The following is a 14147-nucleotide window of genomic DNA, read 5'->3' on the forward strand; positions in this document are numbered from 1 at the left end:
CGAAATCAAAGGCGGTTATGTAGATATTCAGTTTGTAGGTGATTATCATAGTGTCGGAAAGTATATAATTAGTTAACAGAATTAAATAAACTTTTTTTTTATTTTTTATAGAGGTAGAATATGTCGTCAACAATTAATAAAGTCATTCTGCATGGAGCACCATTCGCGTGGGTACATAGAATATCAGCTGGTGTAATTACAGAATTATGGAAATTTGACAATCTTCAGGATTGCTCATATAGCTTGCCGAAGGTAGGAGCGGATTCAGGCGGAGAGAACTTGGATATACCAAGAAATGACGGTCTGATTTGGAGATTCACAAAAGAAAGTAGAATTCTTGAAGGTATTAGCGGAGATGATATAACCCCAGCAGATGCTTCCAGTGATGCAACAGGTAAAGGTTCAATAACACTTGTAATCAATGAAGCACCAATCGAAATGAATTCTATGTCAGCATTCAGAGAAGATTTAAAAGCCAAGCAGAGCGATTTATTCCTTGTAACAATTGCTACAGGTGTATCTTATACTGCTAAGATGACAAACAAGAAGCCGGAAGGATATATTCACATGGTTGGTAAAATCAATAATGATTTATCTGAAACATTTAACGCCAATCATAATACAGTTACACTTGAATTTGTATCTTATACTAATTCTGGACTTGAGGAAGATGATTTGTCAACAGCGGTTGATTTATTCACAGGCATAGTTTGGAAACTTGGTGGTGTCGGAAAAGACATTGCTAATATTAAACCACCAAATATAACATCTCAGAAAGAAGCTGAAATCTTAGCCGGTGAATTGGCAATGGTAACTGATATTACTTATAGCTAATGCGTTACTTTCAGAAATATAGCTACAGAGAGCATAATCACGGTACACAAACCGTGATTTTTGCCGTTTCTGATAGTTACGAAGAACTGTTTCAAAATATCGGAATAGAAACTGATATATTTATTCTTGAATCAGTAAGAAAAGATTTAAATACTGAAGAGGGTAGTTTTGCTATTGATGAGCTACCCTTTTCAATAAATCAGTTAGCTTGTCAAAGTGATGAAGACCACAATGCACTTTTCTTTTGTTTGAATGCAACAGATTTAAAATTCAATAGATATTGTGCATTGTTTTTCGGTTCATTACCAATTCTTGAAAATCTTGACTTCATAGGAAAAATTGATTCTAAAGTTTCCGGCGATGACAAAATATGGCAAAGTGGCAATTACGGATTTGAAATAAATCCACTTCGAGAATATAATTTTACTGCATATAGTTTTGATATTCGAGTTCTTGAAGAAGCAAAAATTACTTCAAATATTTATAAGACTGTTGATAATGACAACATCCAAATATCAAATATAATTGATAGATGGCGAGATAATAATTATCAAACATTCTCAGAATTATTCAATCATGAAATTTTCTTCTGGAGAAATACAGCTTCATTGCAATACTGCTATTTTTCACCATTAGGTAATTTGTATAAAATCATTCAAAAGTATTTAGACTTTACGGCTGAAATACTTCAAGAAAAGTTAGGCATAAGTTTAAATTTGCAACTACTTGAATCTGATTTAGGAATTGGAGTACAACTGGCTGTATATAAATTTATTCAAACTTTAATTAATGGTTTTCCTGTATCACGTTGGGAAGTTGAATCCGGAGAAGAAATTAGAGGGCTTAGATTAAGAGATAATTGGGTCCCAGATTCTACAACAAGTGCTGCACATATTTGTATAAAGATGATAGATCCTTATTATTCAGCAGATTCTGAAGAAGATGAAACTATAGCAAGTAATGAAAAAGAATTTTCTTTCTTAATGTTAGATAATACTGCTGAATTACTATTTAGTATTGCAAGGTCACTTGCATGTTATATCTTACCAAGTTATGTTGCAGGAAATCAAATTAATTTTGAGTTTAAGTCCAGAAAAGGTATTGTTGAAAATGATTATACTTATATAATCGGATCTCAGGAAGCAGGCTTTGATACATCATCAATATTGACAAGTAATAAAAACTCATATTATTCAAATGCCAATAACAATGCAAATGATGGATTTGATAGTTATGTTCAAGGTGATAGTTCAAAAGATTTTACGACTAAGAATAACGAAAGAAAATTAACCGAGCAACGTAAAAACATTAAATATGATAGGCTTCTTTTCTCAAGTTCTCCTACTATGATAGGATTAAAAAACGAACAAGGAATTGTAAGGAATTATCAACCTTTGAATGCCGTATACAGAAATTCATATTTAAGGACTTATGACGAATCTAATTATGATTATGGAATCAAGTACAAAGGAGAAAAGTCATCTTATCTTCATACTTCAATTTATATCCATACAGTACCTGCACCAGAAAGTGAAGTTGCAACAAATCTCGGAAGCATTATCCCTGTAGCCAGACCTGTTGCAGGTGTTGTAGCAAAAGTCAATAATGAGAATATGCATTTCAATACCCTGACGGACTATGTTAATTACATCATGTCACGTGATGTTCAGTATTACGAAACAGAGTATAATCTAACTGTGCCATACTGGAATGGCTTTTCAAAGAATACTGATGGCTCTAATCCATCTTGGAAAAATATCAAGCTTGGAAGTAAAATTAAACTATATGAAAGTATCAAAAGATATGAAGATGAAGAATGGATTGATGTAGATGTTCAAAGGGAGTATGTTGTTGTTGGTATAGAACGTAATCTTCAAAAACCTGAAACAACATTGAAATTACATTCATTGGACCGCTTTGCATTTGGTACATGGGATTCTCCGGTATCTCCACCAGTATTTATATTTCAACCCGGTACTCAAAGTAATTTGTATGATGAAAGTATGGATGTTGAAAGTTTTGAAAGTGATACTGAAATTGAAAGTGGCGATGTGGTAATGATAAAACCAAATCAAAAGATTATGAAAGCAGAAAATAAATCAATATACTATCATTATCCGATAGGAATTGCTTTATCTTCCGGAGGTGTTGGAGATACTATAGTAGTTCAACTTTCAGGTTTAGTCAAAAGTAGCAGATATGATTTTCTCCAAGCTGGAAAAATGATACAACTTCGGTATAATCCGGCAGACTTGAATCTTTCAACTTCCTTGCTCGAAGATAAGACCGCCGATGAAGATATGATTGTGAACCTTGGTTTATCAGTTTCTCCGGATAGTTTATTTATGAATATTCAAAGAATGGAGCTTCCATGAAAAGAATAACACTCAGATTCAGTAATGAAAAATTATCTACATTAGTATATGATAGTGAAGCTGTGAATCAATTATCTTTTGAAACTATAAGACTAACAGATCCAATGCCTGTTGGCATTAATGAGGAAGGTATTTTGCTAAACGGTAGAAAATATAGTCATAAATTATATGCACATAATGAAATAGAATTTACAATCACAACCGATGAGCTATCTACTAATGCTATAGAGTTTCTGAAATCATATTATTTATCAAATTATCAATATATATCTCTTTACAGTTCATCATGGGGCAACTATATAAAAGTGATAACTGAAGGTGGGAAATTTCCATTGGATTACCAGAATGATATTAAATATTTACCTGAAATTAAAATGAAATTAATCTATGAGGACTCGCTATGACAGAAGTAATTTTTAAGGAATTTTTGGGCAATGTAAAATTATTACCCTTTACAGGAATAGCATTTTATAAAAGAGAAGAATGGGGCGATAATGCCGACGCTAATGTAGTATTTCATCAGTTAGAAGGAGAATCAAGCTGGTCAATTAAAGGAATAATGAAAGATACTTTTTGGGGTGGAAAGAAGAAAATAGGTTATAATGTTGATGTGAATGTATATTTACCTTTTAATTCTGATTATGAAAGTATAAAGTTGACCATGGATGTTGTTTTAAAAGGCAGATTTTCTTATTCATTATTATTAGGAAGTGCCAAAGCCTCAAATATAGATTATGTTCCACCGGCAGTAATTAACAGCACAGGAGCATGTTGGATTGATATATCTCCAGCAGATGTAAATCATTCAATAGAAATTGAGCAAGTAGAACTCAGACCAAGAACAATTATTAGAATACAACATTTTATAAAATCATTAAGTGATGTTACAATTACAAATACATAAAAGGAGTTAAAATTATGGACGAGAATTATTCAGAACCAATTGTTATCGAGTATGAGGGTAGAAAATTTATTTACAAATATAAAAATTTATCTATTCTTCAGGCAGAGCTTGCCCGCGAGGCGGGAGAGTTCAAACGTGACCAACTTGAAGCACAGCCGGAGAGTTTTAAGCAGGTACTCAAATCACGTGGAGCACATTGGTTACCGCAAATATGCTCATATTTATTTAGAGAGTTCAAAGATGAATCTCTACTCAAATTCAATTTAGATAAAGTAGAAACCGATATTGAGCAATATTTTCAGAATCTACCAAATGAAGAACGTCCAAAGCTTGAGGAAAGCATAAAGGATTTTTTTACAAATATCGGCTTTCCACAGACAGCGTTGCTCTTACTGCAAAGAGAAAGGAAGCCGAACTTAACGAAAACATTGTTACCGCTCTTGCAGACAGTCTTGCAGAAGAACGTAGAAAACAACAATTCATAGACCGACAATACAGAGTACAGAATATTTATAATATTAATGAATTTCGAAGAAGAATTGAAGAAGCAGAAACAAATATTTGGTATATTCCGGTACTTGCACAAAATGACATTACAAAGTTTGAAGAGATAAAAAATTCAAATTTCATTGATGGAATGAAAACTCTCGAAATACTAATTAATGCAATACCAAGCCGGAAATGACAGTACGGCTTTTTTTATACAGGTGAAAAAATGAAAAGTTCAAAAGTGACTGATTTTGGAATAGGAACTGCTGAAAGAACCTTAGCAGAATACTTAGAGCATTGGCATAATAAGAACTGGGCAGGAATGACTAAAAATTCTCAATTGACATGGTTGAAGAATGAAGAAAATCCACTCAAATGGATTGAAGATTGGCATATTCATAAACATCTTAAAAACTACAAAGTAATTAAATCTCAGAAAAATTCTGAAGTATTTGTAACTGTTGTAGTTAAATGTGAAATTGAAAATAATAACAAAAAATTGTTAGCCAATATTCAGTTCAATTTAATTCGGGAAAAAGCACCTTACAAACCTGATATTGAAGGAGTATGGGGTGTAAATCCAATTTCAGGATTGAAAGTAACAGCGAGGTCATGATGTCAAAGAATCTTGAAATGGTGCTTGACTTTATGGTCGATCTCAAAACTGATAAGTCAAAAGTCAAACGGCTTGCCGATGAAACTGAAAAACTACTAAGTTCAATTCATCCGGAGATTGATACAAGCAGTCTTAAAAAAGGTGTTCAGGAGATAATGAATTATCTCCAAAGTACTGGGGGAAGTGTTGAAAATCTCAAGCAAGCTATGTCCACGATGGAAATAAATCTTGACGCAGAAGACTTAGTAAGTACCTTTAATGAAATTGAAAATGCATTACTTGAAATAGAAAAAATTGATGTTAGTGAAGCTCTTAAAAAAATTGACCTAAGTGAAGTAGAAAAAACACTTGAAAACCTTGAAATATCATTGAGTGGATTAAGTGAGGAAGACTTTTTTAAAGAGATAGAAAAGTTAGCAGATAGTTTTGTAAAGTCCGAAATGGAATCAAAAAAGTTGCTTGAAACTCAGAAACAAGCATTACAGGCTTTGAAAGCATCTGGCAAAGAAGGTTCTGAAGCTTATAAGAAACTTGAAAAGGATATTGCTGAGGCAGAAAAACGGCTTGGTTCACTTTCCGGAACTGCTGAAAAAACTACTAAGACATTTTCAGAAAGAATGGCAACATTTGGGCTTGCCACTCAGGGTGTACAGCAAGTCACTGCTGCTTTTAATCAGTTTTTAGGACCATATCAGGAATTTGACAAACAGCTCAAAAATATCGGAACTCTGGGCGTAAAGAATTTTGAGGAGTTTAGAAATTCTGCTATTAACCTGGCGAGTGATGTCCCCGATACAGTAGCAGGAGTTACAGAAGCAATATACAATGCTATATCAGCCGAAGCGATAAACGTAGTAGATGGACAGGCAGATATAGCACAAGGAATGAAATTTATTGAGCAATCAAGCAAGCTCGCTGTTGCTGGTCTTTCAACAACTAATGATGCAGTAAAAGCATTGTCATCAGTTACAAATGCTTACGGAACAGATGTATTGGACGCAGGTAAAGCCGCAGATATACTTTTTGCAACAGTAAAAAACGGTGTTACAACTGTGCCCGAATTAAATGCTTCTTTATCTCAGGTTGTACCTATTGCAGCTGCCGCAGGGGTTAGTTTTGAAGAAGTTGGTGCAGCAATAGCAACTTTAACAAAGCAAGGTGTCCCCACAGCACAAGCAACTACTCAGATTCGGTCTGCTATAGCTGAACTTATGAAGCCCGGAAAAGATTTAAAGGAAGTAATGGAAGCCGCAGGTGTAAGCATAGAATCACTTCAAAAAGACGGCTTTCAAGTTACTATGCAGAAGTTAGGGGAAGGTATGGCAAAAACCGGCAGAGATGCAGCCAACACATTTTCAAGCATAGAATCTATTGGTTTTGCATTAGCAAGTACTGGTGATAACGCAGAAAAATTTGCTAATGATTTAGCATCAATACAAGACGGAGCCGGAAGTGTTGATGAAGCTTTTGCTATAGCAAATGAGGGTATAGCAGTCAAAGTCCAGGGCGTTTTGAATAAAATTGAAGCAGGATTCTTTAAGTTCTTTGGTGCTGTTGGTGACGGTTTTATAGGATTGCTAACATTATCAAATCAATTAGCACCAATGATAGCATCATTTTCCGGCATAGCAAACCTATTACCTATTGATAAATTTAAGCAGTTAGGAACTGTAGTACTTGGTTTAATTCCAGGGTTTACTTCAGTTGGAGCTGTTGGTACTGCTACTGGAACGGCTGTATCAGCGGCGTGGATTTCAATTATAGCACCTATAGCTGCAATAGTAGCTGCTCTTGCCGGACTTTATTTATTTTTCACTAAAACAGAAAAAGGCACTTCGATAATCAAAAAACTTGGTGATGGATTTAAGCAATTATGGGATATGGCTCAACCGGCATTTGATGGTTTTATGACTTTTGGTGAATCTGTAGTCAATGCACTTACAACAATTGGTGAAGCCGTTTGGGAATACTTAATAACACCCTTTGAATTAGGTGCTGAAATAATTGATATGATTCTCGGTGTTATTGGTGACCTGATAGGAGAAACCCTGGACTTAAATAAAGTATTTGAAATCATGGGACAAGTATATAATGAGGCAGCTAAGAAAGTTGATGCAGTTGCTCAGGTATTTGCTAATATTGTCAAATGGATTAAACAAACAAAAGATAACATCACTGCATTCATCAGAAACGCACCGGAATTATTTGGAATTTTATTTGACTATGCAAAATATTATCTTAATCCGGTAAATTGGATATCCGGAGATGATGAGTTTGAAAAACAACTTTCTCTGAGGATGCAAAATGCTGTAAAGAAAGTTCGTGAAACTGCTCAGGATATAAATGCTCAAAGAGATACAAAGAAAACTGAAGAAGCCTTAGAAAAAGTTAATCAAAAGCAGAAAGAACTAAATAAAACCAACAAGGAAGCTAAAGATGTAAACGAAAGCAAAAACAGAAGCACTAAAACGGCTCTTGAAATTGCTAAGGAAGAAGCAGGTTTTAAAAGTAAACTGTTAGATCTTGAATATCAGAAAACTGAGTATCTGACAAAACAAAATCAACTTAACGAAAATCGTAATGCAACTACAGAAGAAGAGCTATATTTACTTAAAGAACAAATCAGTTCAATTGATAAGCAACGCCTTGCATGGATTGAAGCTCTAAAAGCAAAAAAATTAGTTAAAGAGATTACACCAGAAGGTGATATAATTTTTCAACCTAAAGTCAAAGAAGCTGATAAAGCAGAAATTGAATCTATAATCAGAAACTTTGATAAAGAAATTCAAAATAATCAATCGAAAGTACAAGGTATAAAACTAAAAATTGATACTGATAACAAAGAATTGGATAAACAGATTAAGGAGCTTCAGCAACAAAAGATAGAATGGGAAGTATCTGTTGGAATCAAAGATGAAGGAGCATTGGAGATATTTGCACAAGAATATCAAACTGAACTCGCATTGATAATAAATCAAATAGAAGATTACGAATCCGGAAGAGTAAAATTATCAAAAGAGAAATATGCAGAGCTCCTTAAATCAGAATTAGACTTTTCACAAAAACTTAGTGATATTCAAGGAAGAATAAATAACCGGAAACAAGAACAAATAGAGAAGAATTATGAAAAGGAATTAAATCTACTTGAACAAAAGTATGCAAAGGAAGAAAGTTTTTTGAAGAAGGTATCAGATAAAGTTCTGATAAGTAATTACAGCCAAATTGAAAATGACAGAATTTCTTCAATTGATAGAATTAAGCAGAAAGAAGCCGACAAATTAAAAGAGCTCGAACGTATGCGTGAAAATGATTCGATAAGTGAAATCAATTATGAAAGAAGGAAAACTGATATTCAAAATCAATTTGCAAAAGAAAGAGAGCAGGTAGAATCAGAAAATAGGCGGTTAAAACTTCAATCAGAGCAATTGCTCAACGGTGCACTAATCGAACAACAACGCAGAAAAGATGAAGAAATACTCAATCTTGAAAAGAATAAGATTACAAAAGAACTTACACTTCTTGAAGAAAGAGCTTTGCTATATGATGAGCTTGGTAAACCAATATTTGAAACCGACAAAGATAGAGAAGCTTATGAAAATCTAAAAACCAAATTAGATGAAACCGAAAATTTGCTTAAAACAAAAGCTGATTCTATGGGATTAATATTAATAGGTTTACAAGAAACCGTTTCTGATACAATGCTTAATTTGTTTTCCGGCAACTTAGATGCCGTTGTAGACTCATGGCGAGATTACTTTAATCAGTTAGCTGGTATGCTCCAAGCAAAAGTATCAGCATTTGTACTTGATATGATTCTTACACCAGGAACAATTCAATATCTATCGGCACTTCCATTTCCATTAAATATTGGTGCACTTCCGGCAATAACTCAAGCGGTGAGTGTAGCAGTAAAGAAATTCTCCGATCCTTTCATTAAGCAAATATTATCATTTCCAACAGGAGGTAAATTTGATTCACCAACCCTTGCTATAGTTGGTGATGGTGCAAAGCTTGGAATGCCGAACCGTGAGTGGCTGTTGAATGATCCGCAATTAATATCAATTGTTCAAATGGCAAGTCTTGCAAGTAATTCTATGATTGTATCAAAACTGGACAATTTAGATAAAACTATGTCAAGTATGAAATTATCTACGAAGTTGCGAGGTAAAGACATTGAAGTATCCTACCGACGAACCCACCAATACACAATAGCAAGAGCCAGGTAAAATGGTCCAACATTTAAACTCCTGATATAGCACTCTGAAAAGGGTGCTTTTTTTTGAAATATTTTTCAGCTATGATTTTTCCTTGAATATGATAAACCATATTGCGACAGATATTCAGTTATTTTTTTGCTGTCGGTCGTGTTCAGGGGGGAATTGCTTAAGAGCTTTTTCCCGAGTCCCTGTCGTGTCATACCGATTGCCTCTGAAATTTTAGTAGAAGGTATCAATTTTACTAATAATTTCAAGTCTTCTGTTTCAATCATGTTATAATTCCTTAGTAGTTAAATTAAAAGTTTTGATTGCTTTAGTGCTTAGCAATGCCGCTATATAGTCATAGCAGTCAGTATTTAAAGCCATAATGCCAAAAGTTGCATATTTGTCATTTGCACCATAAAGGCAAAACCCAGCCTCATTAGAGCCATGAATAATATTTTGCGTTGCTTTTTTGTCAGCAACTTCGACATCGAAAGTAATAATCATTGACTTTCTCATATTATACCTCTATATACCATCTTTTAGCTGATGAATCCCACTCAGCTCCGACGGCAAGAAAATCGTTATCATAATTCAGATTATAATAATAATCAACGACGTTGCCGTTACTATCTACAAAAGCATCTTTAGCGATGTCATTACTGACTAAGCCGTCTGCAGTAAAAACCTCTTGAACCACGTGATAAGCTCTCATTTCTAATCTCCAAAAATTATTTAACAAAAAATATATGTATATCATCAACACTTTCAATCAATTCAACTTCGTCAGCACTAAAACAAACACCGTCACCAGCGAAGTAAGCACTTTCAATTTCAACTCTTGCATCATCTAAATTGTCAGAACTAAGCTCTACAAAAGACAAACCATGACCTGCGTTCACATTATCAACTAAAACATAATAACCTTCATAAAGTTCACGAATATCCGCACTTCTTAACTCGTCGCCCCACAACTCCATACCTGAAATATACAAAGGCATATCATTTTCTAAACAATTCTGGATACCTGCTTCAAGTTCGTCCGCTGTACAAAACAAACCTTCTTGACCAAAATTCCAGCTTGACCAATTCCGTGCTAAGTCATTTTGTATGTGTCCGCTTTTTCTTGCTAACAGTTTCATTTCATTCTCCAAAAGTTATAAAAAAATTAAATTGTAAATTAATTACAATACAAAAGTAAATAAAAGTTTGCATATATGCAAATTATTTTTTACTTTTTTCACTTTTTTTTAAAATATTTTTAAAATTATTTTATTTCTATTGAATGTGAAGTAAGGTATTTTTGTAATATGTTTTTTAATCATTATCGGAGAACTAAAATGAATTATGAAGATTTAAGAATTTTGACCGGAATAATTCCTATTGACAATATGGAAAAATTATTTGATATCAGGAAAGAAGAAATTGAAACTAACACAGGAGAATTATCGTCAAAAGAAAAAGTTGAGAGTACTTTGAAATCATTTGGGCTATTTTTTAATCGGACAGGATACGAAGATTATCATCTCGAAAAAAAGTATAAATTTGGGAAAAAATAAAACTTTTTGCTTACATTTTGCTTAAATTGAAAACCGGTCATTTCTATAAAAAACACAAGCCCTTGATTTCTCAAGGGCTTGTTAAGGGTTTATGTTGGAGTTTCAGTGATCTCGGCGGGGCTCGAACCCACGACCCTTTGATTAAAAGTCAAATGCTCTACCAACTGAGCTACGAGATCATCACATTGTTTGTAAAAGCAAAGAATACAAAAGTAATACTTTCTTTCTAAATAAACAAAATTTATTTTGTTTAAGTTGATTTTTGTTTAAAATTTAATGCTTCAATGATTTTATTTTTTAATCCTGCGACATCAATTCCAAGCTCTGCATGAAGTTGTTCTTGAGTTCCGTGATGAATGAATTTATCAGGAATTCCAAGCAAATGGAAGTTTGTTTTATGATGAAAAATTTCAGCCGCATACTCTACTACAGCAGAACCAAATCCGCCCTGAATCTGTCCATCTTCAATAGTAATAATATGCTCGAATCTTGCAAACAAATCTTTTAGTAATTCAGTATCAAGCGGTTTTATAAAGCGTGGATTTACAACCTCGACTGAAATATTCTGACTTTGAAGCTGGTTGGCGGCTTCTAAAGCATAAGAAGTCATTGTTCCGAGAGCAATTACTGCGATGTCTTTACCATTTTTCAATATTTCACCTTTACCAAGCGGCACTGAGGTCATAGGCTTCAAAGGTACACCAAATCCATTTCCACGGGGGAATCTAATCGCAACAGGTCCCGAAGTATATGAAAATACTGCAGAATAAAGCATATCACGAAGTTCCTGTTCGTCCTTTGGCGCCATAAAAACTATTTGCTGTACAGACCTTAAATATGCGACGTCAAGCACACCATGGTGTGTGGCTCCATCAGCTCCAACAAGTCCTGCTCTATCCAAAGCAAATATCACATGTAAACCCTGAATAGCACAATCATGCACCAGATGGTCAAATGCTCTTTGTAAGAATGATGAATAAATCGCGCACACCGGTATTATCCCTTCACAGGCAAGACCGGCAGCAAAAGTCACGGCATGCCCTTCTGCAATTCCGACATCAAAAAGTCTGTCAGGGAAATGTTTTTCCATTTTAATAAGACCGGTACCATCTGCCATTGCGGCTGTTATGCCAACGACCTTACTGTTCATTTTGCATATTTCGACCATTGCATCGCCAAAAAATGCTGAGTAAGTGGGCACAGCAGGCTTATCGGGAACTTTTGCAAGGGATTTGCCTGTTACCTTATCTACTTTGCCGATTGCATGCAGATTCATAGCATCTTTTTCAGCAGGAGCATATCCTTTGCCCTTTTGGGTTATTATATGCAAAAATATCGGACCTTTTATATCTTTAATCAGGCTTAGTAGTCTGACTAATTTTTGAACATTATTGCCATTTATCGGACCGAAATATTGAAAACCTAAAGTTTCAAAAAGAGCTCCCGGAGTAATGATAGCCTTTACACCATCCTCAAGTCTTGAAGCAAATTTTCTTAATCTGTCTCCAAGTGAATCCATTTTCCCTGCCATATCCCAAATACCTCTTCTTAGAGAATTTACGGCTGAAGATGCGAAAAACTCATTGAAATAATTTGAAAAAGCAGACACATTTGGCTCAATTGAGATATTATTATCATTTAAAATTACAATCATATCCCGTTTCTGGACGCCAATATTATTCATTGCTTCGTATGCAAGACCACCTGTCATAGCACCATCGCCTATAACAGATACAACTTTAAAATCTTTATTTTGAAGGTCTCTGGCTGTTGCCATACCCAGACCTGCAGAAATACTCGTGCTGGCGTGGCCTGCTCCAAATGCATCATAAGGACTTTCAGTTCTTTTAAGAAATCCGGAAATTCCGCCATACTGCCTGATTGTTTGGAGTAATTCACGTCTGCCGGTCAATATTTTATGGGGATAACCCTGATGTCCGGTATCAAAAATTATTTTATCTGTTGGTGTATTAAATACATAATGCAATGCAACCGTTAACTCTACGACACCTAATCCTGCCCCGAAATGTCCGCCAACACGTGTAATTGTGTCTATCATAAATTCACGTACTTCATCACATACCACCGGAAGTGTATCCTTTGGTAATTTGCGTAAATCTTTTGGACTGTCAATATCTAATAAGTACTTGTATTCGTAATCTGATGTCATTATCTATATTTTTACTCGTCAAAAAATGTACTGACGTATATGTTCGTTAATATTTAGAATTTTGGTGAAAATACGGAAATTGTTCGGAAGAAAAATTTTGCAAGCAAGAATATTAATATTATCTTCTTTCGTTAGAGTTCAATATAGATGGCTCATACGAACCGTCCTTCATTCTGGAAGCCATCATTTCCTGAGCTTCATCTTTGTATATTTTCGGAATAATAATAGTTTTTTGTTCAGAAAGGGGTAAAGCTGAAACAAGTTTGGCATGAATTACAAGCGGTATTTCACCTTTTTGCATTGATTTAATGCCGTTTATAATAATATTCAGGACTTTCATCTCCTCATCGTGCAGAAAACGTAACTTATCAGCGACAGGCAGCCAAACTATATTAGCCATAAAAATACCCCAAAGGGTAGCTATAAATGCTGAAGCAATATTGGCAATCAGAACTTCCGGTTCAGAACCAACTGATGCAAGAGTGGCTATAAGACCCATAACCGTACCAATGATACCCATAGTAGGTGAATATCCGCCTAATTTATTGAAGAAGCCAATATAAACAAGATGTCGTTCTGTCATTGCGTGGAGTTCGTTATCAACAAGCTGGTCTAAAGCCTCAGGATCAGCACCGTCAATTACATTCTCAAGTAATTTTCCCAAGTACGGGTGTTTTACATTCTTAAGTTGATTTTCGAGTGAAAGGAGACCTTCACGCCTTGCCATAGCAGCAAGATTCACAATTTGCAGAATAATTCCTTTGATGTCATATTCAGGTGGTTTCATTGTGATTTTTATGAGTAGCGGAATTTTTCTGAAGACCTCAAAAGAGTGTCCTGCCAATCCGGCGGCAAGGGTACCCACAATAACAATTACCATTGGCGGCAATAAAAACAGATATGCTGTTTTCCCGCCCTCCCAGAGGAAAGACCCAAGGATTGCAATCGTTCCAATAATAATTCCGGTTAATGTGCTGCCTTTCATAATAGCAATATAACTC

At 34.7% G+C, this 14147-nt stretch carries 14 protein-coding genes and 1 tRNA gene; 8 read left to right on the forward strand and 7 right to left on the reverse strand.

The genetic code is table 11. The features are described from left to right. Positions 1 to 120 precede the first annotated feature (120 nt). The 7 genes from KF896_16350 to KF896_16380 all read left to right on the forward strand — a co-directional run bounded on the left by KF896_16350 (position 121) and on the right by KF896_16380 (position 9444). Positions 121 to 834, forward strand: a complete 714-nt coding sequence (locus tag KF896_16350; protein MBX3045286.1) for a hypothetical protein — start codon at positions 121 to 123, stop codon at positions 832 to 834. Continuing rightward, positions 834 to 3209 (forward strand): hypothetical protein, encoded by a 2376-nt coding sequence (locus KF896_16355; protein ID MBX3045287.1) that lies wholly within the window; start codon positions 834 to 836, stop codon positions 3207 to 3209. Before KF896_16350 ends, KF896_16355 begins: the two co-directional genes overlap by 1 nt. Further along, positions 3206 to 3613, forward strand: a complete 408-nt coding sequence (locus tag KF896_16360; protein ID MBX3045288.1) for a hypothetical protein — start codon at positions 3206 to 3208, stop codon at positions 3611 to 3613. Before KF896_16355 ends, KF896_16360 begins: the two co-directional genes overlap by 4 nt. Next, entirely contained in the window at positions 3610 to 4113 is a 504-nt protein-coding gene (locus KF896_16365; protein ID MBX3045289.1) for a hypothetical protein, read from the forward strand. Before KF896_16360 ends, KF896_16365 begins: the two co-directional genes overlap by 4 nt. A 14-nt stretch (positions 4114 to 4127) precedes the next feature. Then, positions 4128 to 4598, forward strand: a complete 471-nt coding sequence (locus tag KF896_16370) for a hypothetical protein (protein ID MBX3045290.1) — start codon at positions 4128 to 4130, stop codon at positions 4596 to 4598. Between the two features lie 230 nt (positions 4599 to 4828). Then, complete coding sequence (locus KF896_16375; GenBank protein ID MBX3045291.1) at positions 4829 to 5218, forward strand: hypothetical protein; 390 nt, start codon at positions 4829 to 4831, stop codon at positions 5216 to 5218. After that, positions 5218 to 9444, forward strand: coding sequence for a phage tail tape measure protein (locus KF896_16380; GenBank protein MBX3045292.1), 4227 nt, complete (start codon positions 5218 to 5220; stop codon positions 9442 to 9444). The genes KF896_16375 and KF896_16380 overlap by 1 nt, the downstream gene beginning before the upstream one ends. Positions 9445 to 9509: 65 nt before the next feature. Here KF896_16380 and KF896_16385 read toward each other — a convergent pair whose 3' ends face one another. From KF896_16385 to KF896_16400, 4 genes are read right to left on the reverse strand one after another with little or no spacing between them, the layout of a single operon-like run. Beyond that, positions 9510 to 9707, reverse strand: a complete 198-nt coding sequence (locus KF896_16385) for a hypothetical protein (protein ID MBX3045293.1) — start codon at positions 9705 to 9707, stop codon at positions 9510 to 9512. Position 9708: 1 nt separating this feature from the next. Then, complete coding sequence (locus tag KF896_16390; protein MBX3045294.1) at positions 9709 to 9936, reverse strand: hypothetical protein; 228 nt, start codon at positions 9934 to 9936, stop codon at positions 9709 to 9711. 1 nt (position 9937) lies between these two features. Next, positions 9938 to 10132, reverse strand: coding sequence for a hypothetical protein (locus KF896_16395; protein ID MBX3045295.1), 195 nt, complete (start codon positions 10130 to 10132; stop codon positions 9938 to 9940). Positions 10133 to 10148: 16 nt separating this feature from the next. Continuing rightward, positions 10149 to 10559 (reverse strand): hypothetical protein, encoded by a 411-nt coding sequence (locus tag KF896_16400; protein ID MBX3045296.1) that lies wholly within the window; start codon positions 10557 to 10559, stop codon positions 10149 to 10151. 198 nt (positions 10560 to 10757) lie between these two features. On the opposite strand from KF896_16400, the gene KF896_16405 reads away from it, so the two are divergent. Then, positions 10758 to 10976 carry a hypothetical protein gene (locus KF896_16405; GenBank protein MBX3045297.1) on the forward strand — a complete coding sequence of 73 codons (219 nt, stop codon included), beginning with the start codon at positions 10758 to 10760 and terminating at the stop codon, positions 10974 to 10976. A 106-nt stretch (positions 10977 to 11082) separates the two neighbouring features. Here KF896_16405 and KF896_16410 read toward each other — a convergent pair. The 3 genes from KF896_16410 to KF896_16420 all read right to left on the reverse strand — a co-directional run bounded on the left by KF896_16410 (position 11083) and on the right by KF896_16420 (position 14131). Then, positions 11083 to 11155, reverse strand: a tRNA-Lys gene (locus KF896_16410). Positions 11156 to 11226: 71 nt separating this feature from the next. Next, entirely contained in the window at positions 11227 to 13146 is a 1920-nt protein-coding gene (dxs, locus tag KF896_16415; protein MBX3045298.1) for a 1-deoxy-D-xylulose-5-phosphate synthase, read from the reverse strand. A gap of 118 nt (positions 13147 to 13264) precedes the next feature. Continuing rightward, positions 13265 to 14131: a MotA/TolQ/ExbB proton channel family protein gene (locus KF896_16420; protein ID MBX3045299.1), complete on the reverse strand. Its 867-nt coding sequence runs from the start codon at positions 14129 to 14131 to the stop codon at positions 13265 to 13267. Positions 14132 to 14147: the final 16 nt, after the last annotated feature.

Source organism: Ignavibacteriota bacterium (genome assembly GCA_019637995.1).
Taxonomy (GTDB): domain Bacteria; phylum Bacteroidota; class Ignavibacteria; order Kapaibacteriales; family UBA2268; genus JANJTB01.

Excerpts from the sequence above, each read along its gene's own strand:
- KF896_16355 (MBX3045287.1), top strand. The coding sequence starts at position 834 with ATGCGTTACTTTCAGAAATATAGCTACAGAGAGCATAATCACGGTACA.
- KF896_16420 (MBX3045299.1), bottom strand. The coding sequence starts at position 14,131 with ATGAAAGGCAGCACATTAACCGGAATTATTATTGGAACGATTGCAATC.
- KF896_16350 (MBX3045286.1), top strand. The coding sequence starts at position 121 with ATGTCGTCAACAATTAATAAAGTCATTCTGCATGGAGCACCATTCGCG.
- KF896_16390 (MBX3045294.1), bottom strand. The coding sequence starts at position 9,936 with ATGAGAAAGTCAATGATTATTACTTTCGATGTCGAAGTTGCTGACAAA.
- dxs (MBX3045298.1), bottom strand. The coding sequence starts at position 13,146 with ATGACATCAGATTACGAATACAAGTACTTATTAGATATTGACAGTCCA.
- KF896_16385 (MBX3045293.1), bottom strand. The coding sequence starts at position 9,707 with ATGATTGAAACAGAAGACTTGAAATTATTAGTAAAATTGATACCTTCT.
- KF896_16400 (MBX3045296.1), bottom strand. The coding sequence starts at position 10,559 with ATGAAACTGTTAGCAAGAAAAAGCGGACACATACAAAATGACTTAGCA.
- KF896_16405 (MBX3045297.1), top strand. The coding sequence starts at position 10,758 with ATGAATTATGAAGATTTAAGAATTTTGACCGGAATAATTCCTATTGAC.
- KF896_16380 (MBX3045292.1), top strand. The coding sequence starts at position 5,218 with ATGTCAAAGAATCTTGAAATGGTGCTTGACTTTATGGTCGATCTCAAA.
- KF896_16360 (MBX3045288.1), top strand. The coding sequence starts at position 3,206 with ATGAAAAGAATAACACTCAGATTCAGTAATGAAAAATTATCTACATTA.
- KF896_16370 (MBX3045290.1), top strand. The coding sequence starts at position 4,128 with ATGGACGAGAATTATTCAGAACCAATTGTTATCGAGTATGAGGGTAGA.
- KF896_16365 (MBX3045289.1), top strand. The coding sequence starts at position 3,610 with ATGACAGAAGTAATTTTTAAGGAATTTTTGGGCAATGTAAAATTATTA.
- KF896_16395 (MBX3045295.1), bottom strand. The coding sequence starts at position 10,132 with ATGAGAGCTTATCACGTGGTTCAAGAGGTTTTTACTGCAGACGGCTTA.
- KF896_16375 (MBX3045291.1), top strand. The coding sequence starts at position 4,829 with ATGAAAAGTTCAAAAGTGACTGATTTTGGAATAGGAACTGCTGAAAGA.